The sequence below is a fragment of the Amycolatopsis dongchuanensis genome (assembly GCF_039542405.1).
In the GTDB taxonomy this organism is placed as follows: Bacteria; Actinomycetota; Actinomycetes; order Mycobacteriales; family Pseudonocardiaceae; genus Amycolatopsis_E; species Amycolatopsis_E sacchari.
The window spans coordinates 45,112-61,105 of sequence record NZ_BAABIB010000152.1 but is presented as its reverse complement, the minus strand read 5'-3'; the positions used below and the strand labels follow the sequence as shown (position 1 = coordinate 61,105).

Annotated in this window: 14 protein-coding genes; 9 read left to right on the top strand and 5 right to left on the bottom strand. The window is 69.7% G+C overall.

The features are described 5' to 3' along the window. The first annotated feature begins 17 nt into the window (after nt 1-17). The 5 genes from ABFX51_RS35640 (at nt 18) to ABFX51_RS35620 (ending at nt 6,178) form a co-directional block, all read left to right on the top strand. Nucleotides 18-1,271, top strand: coding sequence for an aspartate aminotransferase family protein (locus ABFX51_RS35640; protein ID WP_346056404.1), 1,254 nt, complete (start codon nt 18-20; stop codon nt 1,269-1,271). 9 nt (nt 1,272-1,280) lie between these two features. After that, nucleotides 1,281-1,781, top strand: coding sequence for a DUF3830 family protein (locus tag ABFX51_RS35635; protein ID WP_091504778.1), 501 nt, complete (start codon nt 1,281-1,283; stop codon nt 1,779-1,781). Nucleotides 1,782-2,522: 741 nt separating this feature from the next. Beyond that, a complete protein-coding gene (locus tag ABFX51_RS35630; RefSeq protein ID WP_346056403.1) occupies nt 2,523-3,896 on the top strand; it encodes an FAD-binding oxidoreductase in 1,374 nt (457 codons plus the stop codon). 201 nt (nt 3,897-4,097) lie between these two features. After that, entirely contained in the window at nt 4,098-5,651 is a 1,554-nt protein-coding gene (locus ABFX51_RS35625; protein ID WP_346056402.1) for an acetolactate synthase large subunit, read from the top strand. A gap of 122 nt (nt 5,652-5,773) precedes the next feature. Beyond that, on the top strand, nt 5,774-6,178 hold the full coding sequence (locus ABFX51_RS35620; RefSeq protein ID WP_346056401.1) for a peptidase inhibitor family I36 protein: 405 nt from the start codon (nt 5,774-5,776) through the stop codon (nt 6,176-6,178). 6 nt (nt 6,179-6,184) lie between these two features. Here the strand turns inward: ABFX51_RS35620 and ABFX51_RS35615 are convergent, their stop codons facing one another. After that, on the bottom strand, nt 6,185-6,808 hold the full coding sequence (locus ABFX51_RS35615) for a TetR/AcrR family transcriptional regulator (RefSeq protein ID WP_346056399.1): 624 nt from the start codon (nt 6,806-6,808) through the stop codon (nt 6,185-6,187). 89 nt (nt 6,809-6,897) lie between these two features. Between ABFX51_RS35615 and ABFX51_RS35610 the strand changes: the two genes are divergently transcribed. Further along, nucleotides 6,898-7,404, top strand: a complete 507-nt coding sequence (locus ABFX51_RS35610; RefSeq protein WP_346056398.1) for a nitroreductase/quinone reductase family protein — start codon at nt 6,898-6,900, stop codon at nt 7,402-7,404. A 56-nt stretch (nt 7,405-7,460) separates the two neighbouring features. Here ABFX51_RS35610 and ABFX51_RS35605 read toward each other — a convergent pair whose 3' ends face one another. Both ABFX51_RS35605 and ABFX51_RS35600 read right to left on the bottom strand, forming a co-directional pair. Next, complete coding sequence (locus ABFX51_RS35605; RefSeq protein ID WP_428832528.1) at nt 7,461-9,623, bottom strand: 3-hydroxyacyl-CoA dehydrogenase NAD-binding domain-containing protein; 2,163 nt, start codon at nt 9,621-9,623, stop codon at nt 7,461-7,463. Nucleotides 9,624-9,625: 2 nt separating this feature from the next. After that, complete coding sequence (locus tag ABFX51_RS35600) at nt 9,626-10,837, bottom strand: acetyl-CoA C-acetyltransferase (protein WP_346056394.1); 1,212 nt, start codon at nt 10,835-10,837, stop codon at nt 9,626-9,628. A 110-nt stretch (nt 10,838-10,947) separates the two neighbouring features. Between ABFX51_RS35600 and ABFX51_RS35595 the strand changes: the two genes are divergently transcribed. Further along, a complete protein-coding gene (locus ABFX51_RS35595) occupies nt 10,948-12,132 on the top strand; it encodes a TetR/AcrR family transcriptional regulator (protein ID WP_346056392.1) in 1,185 nt (394 codons plus the stop codon). On the opposite strand, the gene ABFX51_RS35590 is transcribed toward ABFX51_RS35595, so the two are convergent. Further along, the gene (locus ABFX51_RS35590; RefSeq protein ID WP_346056390.1) at nt 12,125-13,024 is read right to left on the bottom strand and encodes a fumarylacetoacetate hydrolase family protein; all 900 of its coding nucleotides are present in this window, start codon (nt 13,022-13,024) and stop codon (nt 12,125-12,127) included. The two genes, ABFX51_RS35595 and ABFX51_RS35590, sit on opposite strands and share 8 nt — an antisense overlap. Before the next feature lie 111 nt (nt 13,025-13,135). Here ABFX51_RS35590 and ABFX51_RS35585 point away from each other — a divergent pair, with 111 nt between their 5' ends. Both ABFX51_RS35585 and ABFX51_RS35580 read left to right on the top strand, forming a co-directional pair. Then, nucleotides 13,136-14,425 carry an acyl-CoA dehydrogenase family protein gene (locus ABFX51_RS35585; RefSeq protein WP_346056449.1) on the top strand — a complete coding sequence of 430 codons (1,290 nt, stop codon included), beginning with the start codon at nt 13,136-13,138 and terminating at the stop codon, nt 14,423-14,425. Between the two features lie 30 nt (nt 14,426-14,455). Further along, a complete protein-coding gene (locus ABFX51_RS35580; RefSeq protein ID WP_346056388.1) occupies nt 14,456-15,667 on the top strand; it encodes an acyl-CoA dehydrogenase family protein in 1,212 nt (403 codons plus the stop codon). A gap of 92 nt (nt 15,668-15,759) precedes the next feature. Here the strand turns inward: ABFX51_RS35580 and ABFX51_RS35575 are convergent, their stop codons facing one another. Further along, nucleotides 15,760-15,969, bottom strand: a complete 210-nt coding sequence (locus tag ABFX51_RS35575) for a site-specific integrase (RefSeq protein ID WP_428832527.1) — start codon at nt 15,967-15,969, stop codon at nt 15,760-15,762. Nucleotides 15,970-15,994 lie beyond the last annotated feature (25 nt).

The following is a 15,994-nucleotide window of genomic DNA, read 5'->3' as shown; positions in this document are numbered from 1 at the left end:
GGTCGAGGAGTGCCGACATGGCTCAGCTGTCCCCCCTGCTCAAACAAGCCACGCCCGTCGTCGTCGACCGGGGTGAAGGGGTCTACCTCTACGACGTGGACGGCAGGCGCCACCTGGACTTCACGGCCGGGATCGGCGTCACCAGCACCGGCCACTGCCACCCGAAGGTCGTCGCGGCGGCGCAGGAGCAGGTCGGCAAGCTGATCCACGGGCAGTACACGACGGTCATGCACCAGCCGCTGCTCAAGCTGACCGAGCGGCTCGGGGACGTGCTGCCCGCCGGCCTGGACTCGCTGTTCTTCGCCAACTCCGGCAGCGAGGCGGTCGAAGCCGCGCTCCGGCTGTCCCGGCAGGCGACCGGCCGCCCCAACGTGATCGTGTTCCAGGGCGGCTTCCACGGCCGGACCGTCGCGGCGGCGACGATGACCACCTCGGGTACGCGCTTCAGCGCCGGGATCTCCCCGCTCATGGGCGGCGTGCACGTCGCTCCGTTCCCCTACGCCTACCACTACGGCTGGGACGAGCAGACCGCGACGGAGTTCTGCCTGCGGGAACTGGATTACCTGTTCGCGACCGTGAGCGCGCCGAACGAGACCGCGGCCTTCTTCGTCGAGCCGGTGCTCGGCGAGGGCGGTTACGTCCCCGCGAACACGGCGTTCATGCAGGGCCTGCGGGCACGCGCGGACGAGCACGGCATCCTGCTGGTCCTCGACGAGATCCAGACCGGTTTCGGGCGCACCGGGAAGTTCTGGGGACACGACCACTTCGGCGTGCGGCCGGACGTGGTGACGATCGCGAAGGGCCTGGCCAGCGGTTTCCCGCTGTCCGGCATCGCGACGTCCAAGGAGCTGATGGCCAAGGCGTTCCCCGGTTCGCAAGGCGGCACCTACGGCGGCAACGCGGTGTCGTGCGCAGCCGCGCTGGCGACGCTGGACGTCATCGAGGAGGAGGGCCTGGTCGCGAACGCGGCGGCCCGCGGGCGGCAGCTGCTCGAAGGCGCGCGGCTGGTCGGCGACAAGACGCCGGGCATCGGCGAGGTGCGCGGGCTCGGCCTGCTGGTGGGCTCCGAGTTCACCACCGCCGACGGCAAGCCCGACACCGCGACCGCGCAGGCCGCGCAGCAGGAGGCCGCCCGGCGCGGACTGCTGCTGCTGACGTGCGGCGCGTACTCCAACGTCGTCCGGATGATCCCGCCGCTGGTGGTGAGCGCCGAGCAGATCGACGAGGCGCTCGGCATCTGGGGCGAGACCGTCGCGGCCGTGACCAAGTAGAGGAGAGACGTGGCCCGCTACATCACCATCACCCTCGACAAGCGCGGGGTGTCCTGCCGCGCGGTGCTGCTCGACCGGGAGGCCCCGCGCACGTGCGAAGCGGTGTGGAACGCGCTGCCGCAGAGCGGTTCGGCCTACCACGCGAAATACGCGCGGAACGAGGTGTACACGCTGGTCCCGCCGTTCGCGGACCCGAAACCGGGGCGGGAGAACCCGACCATCACCCCCATTCCGGGCGACGTGGTGTATTTCGGCTTCGAGGCGTGGGAAATCGGCAATCCGGCCTACGGTTACGAGGATTCCAGCGAAGCGCACAGCGACCGCGGTGCGACGGATCTGGCCATCTTCTACGGGCGGAACAACCTGCTCATCAACGGCGACGCCGGCTGGGTGCCCGGAAACGTGTTCGCCACGATCGTCGAGGGCCTGCCGGAAATGGCGGCCGCCGCGCAGGACCTGTGGCTGCGCGGGGTGGAGGGCGAGACCCTCTCGTTCGCCAGGGCGGAGTAGGCGCGAGCACAGCGGGTGAAGGGCGCCAGACCCCCGGCGCCCTTCACCCGTTCGCATGAAAGTAGCGAAATCACGGGGCGTGCCTTGACCTTCACCCGTTCGGGAGACATCCATCCCGGCTTGCCGCATCAAGATCGCCATTACCGCACGTCACCGTTTCGGGTGGGGCTACCAACCGTGCAGCACCCCGTACGGGGGACCCCCGGCACAAAACCCGAACGTGTTACACGTTTAACCTGTGAGGCTTTCAGCGCCGAACGGCGGCCGCTTTCCCCCGGCGCGGGGGCGCGTTGACAGCGGGCCCGCACGGGTGGAAATCTCCTCCTCGCTTTCGAAAGCAAGGGCACATTCGAAAAACAGTTGAGGAGCTTTTCCATGCACGCGTTCGGAGCGCACTTCCACTACTGCCACGACGTTCTCACCCACGTCGTCGCCGGGCTGGTCCACTTCGTGGGCTGGCTGGTCTGATTCCGAACCCACCGACGGAATGAGCGCGGGGCCGGCACGAATTGGCGCGGGCCGGCCCCGCGTTTTCCGTGAAAAGGGAAATCCCTGACATGAGACCCGGACGTGCTCGCCTGCTCGCGGGGTTCCCGTGGCGGGCACGTCCGGCCCAGCGCCGGTGCGCGTTCACGCGGCGGCCCTTCCACCCGCACCGCCGCTTCCACCGAGATCACCGGGAAGTTACCCGCCCGTACTAGGCTGCGACCAGCAACGCGTACGGGAAGGCGGGTGCACGTCATGGGTGACGCGGCAGCACGGTTCGCCGAGATCGTCGGCAGGACCCATCTGCTGGCCGGGGACCAGGTCAGCGAGGACTACGCGCACGACGAGTCCCTGACCACGGAACCCCGCAAGCCGGCCTTCGTGGCCAAACCCGCCACCGCCGAGGAAGTCTCGGCCCTGCTCGTCGCGGCCGGGGAGCACGGCGTCCACGTCACCGCGCGCGGAGCGGGCAGCGGCATGTCCGGCGCGGCGCGGCCCCGCGAGGACGGGCTGCTGATCTCCTTCGAACGCATGAACTCCGTGCTCGAGATCGACACCGGCAACCAGGTCGCCGTCGTCCAGCCCGGCGTCAGCCTCGCTGAGCTTGACGAGCGGGCCGCCGAAGCCGGGCTGTCCTACCCCGTCTACCCCGGTGAGCTGAGCGCGTCCGTCGGCGGCACGGTCGGCACGAACGCGGGCGGGATGCGGGCCGTCAAGTACGGCGTGACGCGCCACAACGTGCTGGGGTTGCAGGCGGTGCTGCCGACCGGCGAGATCATCCGGACCGGCGGCCGCACCTCGAAGATCTCCACGGGTTACGACCTCACGCAGCTGATCATCGGCTCCGAGGGCACTCTCGCGCTGGCCACCGAGGTCGTCGTCAAGCTCGCCCCGCGGCTGGCGCACTCCGCGACGCTGCTCGCCCCGTTCGGGGACCTGGACCAGGTGATGCGGGCCGTGCCGCGGATACTGGAGGCCGGGCTCGCGCCGCACATCCTCGAGTACATCGACAACCTGACGATGGCGGCGATCACCTACAACGAGAAGCTGTCGCTCGGCATCCCGGACGAGGTGCGGGATGCCACGCAGGCCTACCTGGTGGTGGGGCTGGAAAACCGGGAGGCCGACCGCCTCGACGGCGACGTCGAGCGGGCCGGTGAGCTGCTCGGCGAGCTCGGGGCGAGCGACGTGTACGTGCTGGAAGGCGGGTCGGCGCGCAAGCTGATCGAAGCGCGGGAAAAGGCTTTCTGGACGGCGAAGGCCGCCGGGGCCGACGAGATCATCGACGTGGTCGTGCCCCGCACGGAGATGCCCGGTTTCCTCGCGGAGGTGCGGGAACTGGCGACGGCGGCCGAGGCGGGCGCGGTCGGCTGCGGGCACGCCGGGGACGGGAACCTGCACCTGGGGATCTTCTGCAAGGACCAGGAGAAGCGGTACCGGCTGCTGCACGACGTCTTCGCGGCCGCGATAGCCCGCGGCGGCGCGATCTCCGGGGAACACGGCATCGGGCAGGCGAAGAAGCGGCACTACCTGGAGCTGGAGGACCCGGCGAAGGTCGCGCTGCTCCGGCGCCTCAAACAAGCCTTCGATCCCCAAGGCATCCTCAACCCCGGCGTCCTTTTCGATTAGGTTGTCCTTTCGGAGCGGCGGAGCCGCTTCCACCACCCGAGCAACCGGCACCGCCGCGGGTTCTGAGGCGGTTCCTCGCGAGGACAGCGCCTCCGTGGTGACCTGGCGGTCATGAGGAGGCGATCCCGGAGCGAGGGGCCGCCTCAGGTTCCGCCACCCGCACCGCTACGCAAGCCGCAACAAACAGGTTTTAGGAGCAACATGAACGGCGCGCAGTCACTGATCCGGACACTGGTCGACGCGGGTGTCGACGTGTGCTTCGCCAATCCCGGCACGTCCGAGATGCACTTCGTCGCGGCGCTGGATTCCGTGCCGGAGATGCGGGGCGTGCTCGGCCTGTTCGAAGGCGTCGTCACGGGGGCGGCGGACGGGTACGCGCGCATCGCGGGGAAGCCCGCCGCCACCTTGCTGCACCTCGGGCCGGGGCTGGGCAACGGCCTGGCGAACCTGCACAACGCGCGCCGCGCGCACACGCCGGTCGTCAACGTCGCCGGTGATCACGCCACGCACCACAAGAAGTACGACGCGCCGCTGGAGTCGGACATCCTCGCGGTCGCCGGCTCGCTCCAGGGCTGGGTCCGCGAGTCGCACAGCACCGCGGACGTCGGGGCGGACGCCGCGGCCGCCGTCGCCGCGTCGATGGACCCGCCGGGCCGGGTGGCGACGCTGATCCTGCCCGCGGACGTCTCGTGGGGCGACGGCGGGACAGCCGTGGCACCCATCCCGCCACGCAAGCCGCACGCCGTGGCGCCCGGCAAGGTGCAGGCCGTGGCCGAGGTGCTGCGGTCCGGTGAGCCGGTCGCCGTGCTGATCGGTGGTCCCGCGTGCCGTGAGGCCGGGTTGCGCGCGGTCAGCCGCATCACCGCGGCGACGGGGGCGAAGGCCTTCATCGAGACGTTCCCCGCGCGGCTGGAGCGGGGCGCGGGTCTGCCGACCATCGAGCGGCTGGGGTACCTCGCCGAGCAGGCGACCCACCAGCTCAGCGGCATCAAGCACCTGATCGTCGCCGGCACGAAGTCCCCGGTGTCGTTCTTCGCGTACCCGGGCAAGCCCAGCGACCTCGTGCCGGAGGGCGCGCAGGTGCACACGCTCGCCGAGCTGGACCACGACGTGGTCGGCGCGCTCGAAGCACTCGCGGACGAGGTCGCGGCCGGGGTCGAGCCCGTGCTGCAGGAGGCGCGGCGGCCGGAGCTCCCGTCCGGTCCGCTGACAGCGCAGAACTGGGTCGAGGTGATCGGCGCGCTGCTGCCGGAGAACGCGATCATCTCGGACGAAACGAACACTTCCGGCGTCCTGCTGCCGAACGCCACGGCGGGCGCGCCCCGGCACGACGTGCTCACCCTGACCGGTGGCGCGATCGGGCAGGGTCTCCCGGTCGCGACGGGTGCCGCGGTGGCCGCCCCGGACCGCCCGGTGATCGCACTGCAGGCCGACGGCAGTGCGCTGTACACGATTTCGGCGCTGTGGACGCACGCAAGGGAAAACCTCGATGTCACGACGGTCATCCTGAACAACAGCGCTTACGCCATCCTGCGCATGGAGCTGCAGCGGGTGGGCGCGGAAAGCAGTGGCCCCAAGGCGAACGCGCTGCTCGATCTGTCCAAACCGGACATGGACTTCGCGAAGATCGCCGAGGGCATGGGAGTCCCCGCCACCAGGGCGACGACCGCCGAGGAACTGGCGGAGCAGTTCCGGGCCGCGCAGGCGGAGCCGGGCCCGCACTTGATCGATGCGGTCGTGCCCCCGTTGTTGTGACGGGCAGAAAGCGCTTCCCCATCATTCCGACGAGCAATCGGACAGCTCATCCGCGTGCTCGCCGGAGGTACCGTCGTCGCGTCATCTCAGTAGCACTCCACGACGACGAACGGGAGTAACTGTTGAAGATCACGACGCGGACGAGACGGATGGCCTCGGCCGGTATCGCACTGGCAACCGCGGCGGCGGCGACGGTCGCGATGGCGACGCCTGCCTCCGCCAGCTACGACCAGTGCGCCGACGGCTGGTTCTGCATGTGGGAGAACAACGCCTACACCGGCTACTTCTACGGCCTGCTCAACGCGGACTCGCCGAACTTCGGCAACGATTTCAACGACAAGATGACCTCGTACTGGAACCGCTCGCAGGACAGGTGGCTCGTCTTCTCCGACTCCAACTACAGGGGCGTCTGCATGACGATCGAACCCGGTCAGTCGAGGTCCGCGGTGCCACCGGAGATCAACGACACGGCGACGTCGGCACGGCGCTGGGTGCCCTCCGACGCGAACATGTTCTGCCAGTTCTGACCGTCCTCAGTGGACTGACACGTCATCGCCGGGAAGTGGTTCCCCGCGATCGGCACGCAGGCCGTCGAGGGAGATGTGCAGCAGCCTGCGCCACATCCGCGGGCGGCACTCGTCGGTGACCTGGACGGCGTGCCCCAGTGAGACCAGCAGGAGCAGCAGGTCGTCGGTGGTCACGCCGGGGCGCAGCAGGCCAGCGGCCTGGGCGCGGGCGCACAGTTCCTCGATGACGAGGCGAAGCTGCTGGATGCCCTCCAGGTCGGGATCCGACCAGGTCAGCGCGAGGTTCTCCACGATGGCGCGGTGACGGGCGTAGCCGGTCAGGGCCTGCTCGTAGAAGTCGGCGATCGCCGCCCAGGGGTCCTCGGCGGCGATCGCCGCCTGCCGGGCGGACTCGGCCCACCTGGAGAAGTCCTGCCGCAGGACCGTCTGGACGAGGTCCTCCTTCTTCGGGAAGTGCCGGTAGAGGGTGCCCATCCCCACCCCGCTGCGCCGGGCGATCTCGCGCACGTCCACCGCGGCGCCCTGCTCGGCCAGCACTTCGGCGGCGGCCCGCACGATCGCTTCCCGGTTGCGGATCGCGTCCACGCGCGGCGCGCGCCGCGCGGCGTTGTCCGGTTCGGCCACTGCCATGGTGACCAGCATACCGCTTTATCCGGAGCACGTGCTCCACATCTGTGCTAACGTGCGGAGCACGTGCTCCGGTTAGCAGAGGAGATGACATGTCCGATCCATCCACGATTCCCGGGGACGAGACCAAGGCCGCCTGGAACGCCCGGATCATCGCCGAGTTCCGGGCGCACGGCGGGTACGTGCCGTGGAGCACCGAGGAGGAGTTCGCCGCGGGACGTCCCATCCCGCCCCGGTTCTCCGGGTTCGACGAGCGGGGGATGCCGCTGATCCTGGTGCACCACATCGGAGCCAGAACGGGGCGCGAACGGATCAGCCCGTTGTTCTACCAACCGGTCGACAACGGGTGGGCCGTCTTCGCGACTCACGGCGGCAGCCCGAAAAACCCGGCGTGGTACCGCAACCTCGTGGCGCGCCCGCGAACCACGGTCGAGGTGGGAGCGGAAACGGTGCCGGTCGTGGCCAGGGTCGCGGAGGGCGCGGAGCGCGAGCGGATCTGGGCGAAGGAGATAGCGCTCGTCCCGAAGTTCGCCGAGTTCGAGGCGGCCTCCGGCAGGCAGATCCCCGTCGTCGTGCTGGAACGCGTCCGGGAACCCTAGTGGCAAGGGAAAAGGCGCCCTCCCCCGACCGGGAGAGAGCGCCTTTTCCCTTGCCCTTACTCGAAGATCTCGCCGTTCTCGGCCTTCTTCACGAGGCTCTCCGGCGGCTGGAAGTGGTCACCGTACCGCTCGGCCAGCTCGCGGGCCCTGGCGACGAAGCCCTTCAGCCCGCCCTCGTACTGGTTGATGTACTGGATCACCCCACCGGTCCACGCCGGGAAACCGATGCCGAAGATCGACCCGATGTTGGCGTCCTGCACCGAGGTCAGCACGCCCTCGTCGAAGCACTTCACCGTCTCCAGCGCCTCGGCGAACAGCATCCGCTCCTGCAGGTCCTTGAACGGGACCTGCGCGCTGCCCGACTTGAACGCGTCCCGCAGGCCCGGCCACAGCCCCGCTCGCTTGCCGTTCTCGTCGTAGGAGTAGAAGCCCGCGCCCGACGAGCGGCCCTTGCGGTCGAACTCGTCGATCATGCGGTCGATCACGGCCTCCGACGCGTGCGGCGTCCAGGTGCCGCCCGCGGCCTCGATCGCCGAACGCGTCTCCTGCCGGATCTTCCTCGGCAGCGTCAGGGTCAGCTCGTCCATCAGCTGCAGCGGCGGCGCCGGGTACCCGGCCTGCGCACCCGCCTGCTCGATCGACGCCGGCTCGACGCCCTCACCGACCGCCGCGACCGCCTCGTTGATGAACGTGCCGATCACCCGCGAGGTGAAGAACCCGCGGCTGTCGTTCACCACGATGGGCGTCTTCTTGATCTGCAGCGTGAAGTCGAAGACCTTGGCGAGCGTCGCGTCCGACGTCTTCTCCCCGCGGATGATCTCCACGAGCGGCATCTTGTCCACCGGCGAGAAGAAGTGGATGCCGATGAAGTCCTCCTGTCGCCGCACGCCCTGCGCGAGACCGGTGATCGGCAGCGTCGAGGTGTTGGAGCCGAGCACCGCGTCCGGGTTGACGATGTTCTCGATCTCGCCGAACACCTTGTGCTTCAGTTCCTGGCTCTCGAACACGGCCTCGATCACGAAGTCGACGCCCTTGAAGTCCTCGGGGTCGGCCGTGGGCTTGATGCGGGCCAGCAACGCGTCCGAGCGCTCCTTCGTGGTCTTGCCGCGAGAAAGCGCTTTCTCCTCCAGCTTGACCGCGTAGCCCTTGCCCTTCTCGGCCGCCTCCAGCGAGACGTCCTTGAGCACCACGTCGATCCCGGCCTTCGCCGAGACGTACGCGATCGCGGCACCCATCATGCCGGCGCCGAGCACGCCGACCTTCTTCGCCGTGTACTTCTCGTAGCCGTCGGGCCGCGAGCCACCGGAGTTGATGTGCTGCAGGTCGAAGAAGAACGCCTTCGTCATGTTCTTCGCGACCTGGCCGGTCGCCAGGCTCACGAAGTAGCGCGTCTCGATCTTCGTCGCGGTGTCGATGTCCACCTGCGCGCCCTCGACCGCCGCGGCGAGGATCGCGCGCGGGGCGGGCATCGGCGCGCCCTTGAGCTGCTTGCGCAGGTTCGCCGGGAACGCGGGCAGGTTCGCCGCGAACGACGGGTTCGACGGCGTGCCACCGGGGATCTTGAAGCCCTTGACGTCCCACGGCTGCTGCGCCCCGGGGTTGGCCTTGATCCACTCCTTGGCCTTCGGCAGCAGTTCGTCCACAGAGGACACGACCTCGTGCGCGAGGCCCAGCTCGACGGCCTTGGCCGGCTTGTGCCGCTGGCCCTGCACGAGCCAGTTCATCACCGCGTTCTGGATGCCCACCAGCCGCACGGTGCGCGCCACGCCGCCACCGCCGGGCAGCAGACCCAGCGTCACCTCGGGGAACCCGAGCACGGTCCCCTTCACGTCGGCGACGATGCGGTGGTGCGCGGCGAGCGCGAGCTCCAGGCCACCACCGAGCGCGGCGCCGTTGATGGCGGCGACCACCGGCTTGCCCAGCGTCTCCAGCCGGCGCATCTGCGCCTTCATCTCGTCGGTGCTGCGGGTGAACTCCGCCGCGTGCTCCGGCGTCGCCTGGATCAGGTCCCTGAGGTCACCACCCGCGAAGAACGTCTTCTTCGCCGAGGTGAGCACGACACCGGTGATCGAGTCCTTTTCGGACTCCAGCCGGTCGACGGTCTTCGCGAAGGACTCGCGGAAGTCGGCGTTCATCGTGTTCGCCGACTGGTTCGGGTCGTCCAGGGTCAGCACGACGATGCCGTCGGAGTCCTGGTCCCACTGAATCGTGTTGGTCATGCTCACACCCGCTCGATGATCGTCGCGATACCCATGCCGCCGCCGATGCACAGCGACAGCAGCGCGCGGCGGGCCTGGCGCCGCTCCAGTTCGTCCACCATCGTGCCGAGGATCATGGCACCGGTCGCGCCCAGCGGGTGCCCCATCGCGATGGCGCCGCCGTTGACGTTGACCTTCTCCTCCGGCAGCTTCAGGTCCTTCATCCACTTCAGCACGACCGACGCGAACGCCTCGTTCAGCTCGAACAGGTCGATGTCGTCGGTGGTCAGGCCCGCCTTCGCGAGCACCTTCTGCGTCGCGGGCGTCGGCCCCGTCAGCATGATCGTCGGGTCGGAGCCGGTGATCGCGGTGGCCACGACGCGCGCCCGCGGCGTGAGCCCGAGGTCCTTGCCGACCTGCTCGTCACCGAGCAGCACCAGCGCGGCGCCGTCGACGATGCCCGACGAGTTGCCGCCGGTGTGCACGTGGTCGATCTTCTCCACCCAGTGGTACTTCTGCAGCGCCACCGCGTCGAACCCGCCGAACTCGCCGATGCCCTCGAACGCGGGCTTGAGCTTGGCGAGGCTCTCCAGCGTGGTCCCGGGGCGGCGGTGCTCGTCGTGGTCGAGGATCGTCACGCCGTTGATGTCCTTGACCGGTACGACGGACTTGGCGAAGTAGCCGCCCGACCACGCCGCCTCGGCCTTCTCCTGCGAGCGGACCGCGAACCGGTCGACGTCCTCGCGCGAGAAGCCCTCGATGGTGGCGATCAGGTCGGCGCCGATGCCCTGCGGCACGAAGTACGTGTCGTAGTTCGTGGCGGGGTCGGTGAACATCGGGCCGCCGTCGGACCCCATCGGCACGCGCGACATCGACTCGACGCCACCGGCGAGGATCAGGCTCTCCCAGCCCGAGCGCACGCGGGCCGCGGCCTGGTTGACGGCCTCCAGCCCGGACGAGCAGAACCGGTTGAGCTGCACGCCGGCGACCGTGTCGGGCAGGCCGGCGGCCATCGCCGCGGCCCGCGCGATGTCGGCGCCCTGGTCACCGACCGGGGACACGACGCCCAGGATGATGTCCTCGATCCTGGCCGGGTCCAGACCGGGGTGGCGCGCCTTGAGCTCGTCGATCAGACCGACCACCAGGTCGATCGGCTTGGTCCCGTGCAGGGACCCGCCCTTGTTCCTGCCACGAGGCGTGCGGATGGCCTCGTAGATGTATGCCTCGTTGCTCACGCGTGCGGCCTTTCCTCGGGTTCACGCTAATCCTCATTAACATAATCCGCCTGAATCCCCAGGTGTCAACCGGTTGCCGTGTGATCCGCGCGAGCTAGAGTGGTCTCACCATGACGACCCCCAGAAGCCGTCGCGCCGCCGACCGCCGCCACCAGCTCGCCGCCTGTGCGGCCGAGCTGTTCCGCGCCCGCGGCTACCACGGGGTGGGCATCAACGACATCGCCGCGGCGGCCGGCGTGACCGGCCCCGCGCTGTACCGGCACTTCGCCGACAAGCAGGCCGTGCTCGCGTACGTGCTCCTCTCCGCCGTACGCGACATGGAGACGGAGACCACCCGGGCCCTGAGCACGCTGGGCAAGCCGGACGCCGAGCAGGTGGACCGCCTGCTCGACGGCATCGCCGCCGCATCGGTCGAGCGGCGCGACGTGGCGGCCCTGTGGCGCTGGGAGGGCAAGCACCTCTCGCCCGAGGACCAGCGGGAGATCGGCCGCCGCTCCAGCGCGATCCTCACGTCCTGGGCGAAGGTGCTGATGGAGCAGCGGCCGGAGCTGTCCGCGTCGGACGCGGAGCTGCTGTGCTGGGCGGCGCTGAGCGTGTTCGGCAGTGTCTCCGTCCACCACACGACGGTGGCCAAACGCCGGTTCGTGCAGTTGCTCACCGAGCTCGCCAAACGCGTGCTGCAGGCCGATCTGCCCGAGGCGGGTGAGGCCGCGCCACCGGTTCCGGTGAGCAACCTCGGCACGTCCTCCCGCCGCGAGCAGCTGCTCGCCGCGGCCGCCGAGCTGTTCCACCGCCGCGGCTTCCACGACGTGAGCATGGAGGACATCGGCGCGGCCGCGGGCATCGCGGGACCGAGCGTGTACCGGCACTTCCCCAGCAAGGCGAGCCTGCTCCACGCGATCGCGCGCCGGGCGGCCGACCGCCTCGCGCTCGGCACGGAGGAGGCGCTGCGCGGGAGCTCGGACGAGGCGGAGGCACTACGCCGGCTGGTGGACTCCTACGTGCGCGTGCTCACCGGATCGGCGGAGCTGAGCGTGTCGTTCTCCATCGACGGCGTGAACCTGGCCGAGCAGGAACGCGCCGAGCTCGTGCGCGTGCAGCGGGACTACGTCGCCCAGTGGGTGAACCTGCTGTGTGCCGCCCGGCCGGAACTCCCCCCGCGCGAAGCCAAGATCACCGTGCACGCGGCCCTCACGATCGCCAACGACCTCGCGCGCACGCGCCGCCTCAACGCCCGGCCCAACCTGCCCGCGGAGCTGGAGGTCCTGATGAAGACGGTGCTCGCGGTCAGCTGATCGGGTGTTCGATGGCGCCGACTCCCTCGATTTCGAGCCGGAGGGTGTCGCCCGGTCGCAGCCAGTGCCCGTTCTCCATCCCGCTGCCGCCCGGCAGCGTGCCGGTGGCGAACAGCTCCCCGGCGTACAGGTTCTCGCCGCGTGACGCGTGCGCGAGCAACTCGCCCAGCGAATAGCGGGCATCCGCGCTGCGGGGCTCCGCCACGACCTCGCCGTTGATCCGGACGGCGCCGGTGAGCTCGCGCCAGCGCACGGCGTCCGCGGTGACGGCGGTGGCCGACAGCGAGTTGACGAAGTGCTTCGCCTTCTGCGGGCCGAAACCACTGCGCATCTCCGGGATCTGCACGTCCCTGGCGCTGAAGTCGCACAGCACGACGAACGCCGCGATGGCCTGCTCGGCCTCCTCCGGCGAGGCGTCCCGCAGCGGACGGCCGAGCACGAAGCCCAGTTCGAGCTCGTAGTCCAGTGCCTGCGAGTACGGCGGGCAGGAGACCGGCGTGCCGCTCGGCACGAACGTCAGCGCGTTGCTCATGTAGTAGACGGGCTGGCGGTACCAGAGCTTGTTCGGCTGGAACGCGGGGAAAACGCGCCTGGTCAACGCCTCGTACCCGCCCGCGAGGCGCGACACGGCGGGCAGGAAGCGGCGGGCGTAGCCGCGTCCGGCGTCGACCACGTGCTGTTCGTAGATCATGAAGTCGCGGAACGACAACGGCTGGAACGGCAGCAGGACCGCGCCGTCCGCCGGGCGGAGGCGCTCGATCTCCCATTCGTCGCCGAACGGTGGCGCGTACCCGAGTGGGTTCTCGCTGGTGGGCTGCCACTCGTCCGCCGGCCCCTGGCGGGTCTGGAACTCGATGCGGCCAGGGGCGCGGTGCAGTCGTCGGATCTCCATGCGGGCCAAGCTACCGGGATCCGTGCTAACCTACTCACGAGTAGGTAACGGCCGACCAAGGAGTGCCAGGTGGCAGCGCTCAACGGAACACCGCGGCGGAAGCGGGATGTCATGGGGGCGGGGCTCGCCGCGTTGACCAAGCTTGCGGGCAGCAGGACGCTCGAACGCGCGGGACTGCGCGTGCCCGTGCAGAACCTGGTGGGCGCGGCGACGAAGAACGGGTTCCGCGCCGCGGGCGCCGCATCGCGGGCGTTCAAGTCGGCACGGGTGACCGGGAAACCGGCACGTCCGGGCAAGCCCGAGGACAAGGGCCTGTTCGACGTCACGCCCACCGACGAGCAGCAGATGATCGCCGAGACGGTGCGCGAGTTCGCCGCCGAGCAGCTGCGGCCCGCCGCGGCGGAGGCGGACGCGAAGCTCGCCCCGCCGGACGGCCTGCTCGCGCGGGCCGCCGAACTGGGTGTGACGCTCATCGGCATCCCCGAGGAGCTGGGCGGCGCGGCCACGGAGCGTTCGGTCGTGACGAGCGCGCTGATCGCCGAAGCGCTCGCGCACGGCGACCTCGGGCTGGCGGTGGCGGTGCTGGCGCCGTCGGCGGTGAGCACGGCGCTCGTCCTGTGGGGCGACGCGCAGCAGCAGGCCGACTACCTGCCCGCGTTCGTCGGGGAGAACGTGCCGGCGGCGGCGCTCGCGTTGCAGGAGCCGCGCCCGCTGTTCGACCCGTTCAAGCCCGCCGTGAAGGCGCGCCGCACGCCGTCGGGGTACCAGCTGGATGGCGTGAAGTCCCTGGTGCCGCGTGCCGCGCAGGCTGAGTTGTTCATCGTGTCGGCCGACCTCGAAGGCCGTGGACCGGCGTTGTTCGTCGTCGAGTCCTCGTCGCAGGGGTTGACGGTCGAGGCCGAGCCCGCGATGGGCCTGCGCGGCGCGGCGACCGGAAAACTGTTCCTGGACAAGGTGAAGCTGCCCGCGGGCGCGTTGCTCGGCTCGCCCGAGGTGTTCGCCGACGTGGTGCGCCTGTCGCGGCTGGGCTGGGCGGCGCTGGCGACGGGGACCGCGAAGGCCGTGCTGGACTACGTGATCCCGTACGTCAACGAGCGCACGGCGTTCGGCGAACCGATCAGCCACCGGCAGGCGGTGGCGTTCTCGGTGGCCGACATCGCGATCGAGCTGGAGGGCATGCGGCTGGTGACGCTGCGGGCCGCCGCGCGGGCCGAGCAGGGCAAGCCGTACGCGCGTGAGGTCGCGCTGGCCCGGAAACTGGCCGCGGACAAGGGGATGCGGATCGGCAGCGCCGGTGTGCAGCTCCTCGGCGGCCACGGGTTCACGAAGGAACACCCCGTGGAGCGGTGGTATCGCGACCTGCGGGCGATCGGCATCGCCGAAGGCGTCGTCCTCCTCTAGCGCTCCTCCTGTTCCCAGAAAGGCTTTGCTGTGATCAACCTCGAGCCCCCGAAGAAGGCCGGCGCGCTGATCAACCAGGCGTACCAGGCCGCTTCCCAGGTGTTGCGCCCGATTTCGCGGAAGTACGACCGCGCGGAGCACGCCTACCCGAAAGAGCTGGACATGTTCGCCGCGGTCCTCGACGGTTTGAACTCTTCCGGCGAAGGTGGTGCCGGTGCAGCAGGCGTCCGGCGAGAATCTTCCGGGAAAGACTCTTCCGGTAACCGCAACGGCGGCAACCTGAGCACGGTCCTCGGCACGATCGAGATGTGCTGGGGCGATGTGGCGTTGCTGTTGTCGATGCCGCGGCAGGGCCTGGGCAACGCGGCGATCGCGTCGGTCGCGAACGAGGAGCAGCTGGCGCGGTTCGGGAAGCTGTGGGCGGCGATGGCGATCACGGAGCCCGACTGCGGTTCGGACTCGGCGGCCATCACGACGACGGCTGTCGAGGACGGCGATTCGTACGTGCTCAACGGCGAGAAGATCTTCGTGACGTCGGGCCAGCGCGCGGACGCCGTGGTCGTGTGGGCCACTTTGGACCGGTCGAAGGGTCGCGCGGCGATCAAGTCCTTCGTGGTGGAGAAGGGCACGCCGGGCTTCGAGGTCGTGCGCCTGGAGCACAAGCTGGGCATCCGGGCGTCGGACACGGCGGTGCTGCGGTTCGACAACTGCCGCGTGCCGAAGGAGAACCTGCTGGGCTCGCCGGAGATCGACACCAAGAAGGGTTTCGCGGGGGTCATGCAGACCTTCGACAACACCCGTCCCTTGGTGGCAGCCATGGCGGTCGGCCTCGCCCGCGCCGCGCTGGAGGAGACTGCGCGGATCCTGTCCGAGGCGGGCGTGGAGATCGACTACGACAAGCCGGCGAACCTCCAGCACGCCGCGGCGGCGGCGTACCTGGAGCTGGAGGCCGACTACGAGGCGGCGTACCTGCTGACGCTCGAATCGGCGTGGATGGCGGATAACCGCAAACCGAACTCACTGCAGGCCTCGATGGCGAAGGCCAAGGCGGGCCGTTCGGTCGTGGACATCACCCTGAAGTGCGTCGAACTGGCGGGGGCGTTCGGGTACACGGAGGAGTCCCTGCTGGAGAAGTGGGCCCGGGATTCGAAGATCCTGGACATTTTTGAGGGGACGCAGCAGATCCAGCAGTTGATCGTGGCGCGGCGGGTGCTGGGGAAGACGAGCGCGGAGCTGAAGTAGCTGGTGACGCAAGGGAAACCGCCCGGTCGCTTGCCCTTCTCGGGGCTGTGCGACCGGGCGGCTTTCGCGTCGGCGGGGGCGCGGTTTCATGATCAGGCCGCCTCGAGGCCGTCATCGAGGGCAGGCCGTCCGAACACCGCGTCGACGGTCTCACGCGCCCGCTGGTGGCTCGACGGGACGAGGTGCGTGTACGTCCGGAGCTTGAAGCCCGGGTCCGTGTGGCCAAGGTAGTCGGCCAGCTCCGTAATCGACACCGCACGGGCCAGGAGCGTCGAGGCGTAGAAGTGACGGAGCGCATGCATCCGTCCCCGCGGCCATCGGTACTTG

Excerpts from the sequence above, each read along its gene's own strand:
- ABFX51_RS35640 (WP_346056404.1), top strand. The coding sequence starts at position 18 with ATGGCTCAGCTGTCCCCCCTGCTCAAACAAGCCACGCCCGTCGTCGTC.
- ABFX51_RS35630 (WP_346056403.1), top strand. The coding sequence starts at position 2,523 with ATGGGTGACGCGGCAGCACGGTTCGCCGAGATCGTCGGCAGGACCCAT.
- ABFX51_RS35625 (WP_346056402.1), top strand. The coding sequence starts at position 4,098 with ATGAACGGCGCGCAGTCACTGATCCGGACACTGGTCGACGCGGGTGTC.
- ABFX51_RS35615 (WP_346056399.1), bottom strand. The coding sequence starts at position 6,808 with ATGGCAGTGGCCGAACCGGACAACGCCGCGCGGCGCGCGCCGCGCGTG.
- ABFX51_RS35610 (WP_346056398.1), top strand. The coding sequence starts at position 6,898 with ATGTCCGATCCATCCACGATTCCCGGGGACGAGACCAAGGCCGCCTGG.
- ABFX51_RS35605 (WP_428832528.1), bottom strand. The coding sequence starts at position 9,623 with ATGACCAACACGATTCAGTGGGACCAGGACTCCGACGGCATCGTCGTG.
- ABFX51_RS35595 (WP_346056392.1), top strand. The coding sequence starts at position 10,948 with ATGACGACCCCCAGAAGCCGTCGCGCCGCCGACCGCCGCCACCAGCTC.
- ABFX51_RS35590 (WP_346056390.1), bottom strand. The coding sequence starts at position 13,024 with ATGGAGATCCGACGACTGCACCGCGCCCCTGGCCGCATCGAGTTCCAG.
- ABFX51_RS35585 (WP_346056449.1), top strand. The coding sequence starts at position 13,136 with ATGGGGGCGGGGCTCGCCGCGTTGACCAAGCTTGCGGGCAGCAGGACG.
- ABFX51_RS35575 (WP_428832527.1), bottom strand. The coding sequence starts at position 15,969 with ATGCATGCGCTCCGTCACTTCTACGCCTCGACGCTCCTGGCCCGTGCG.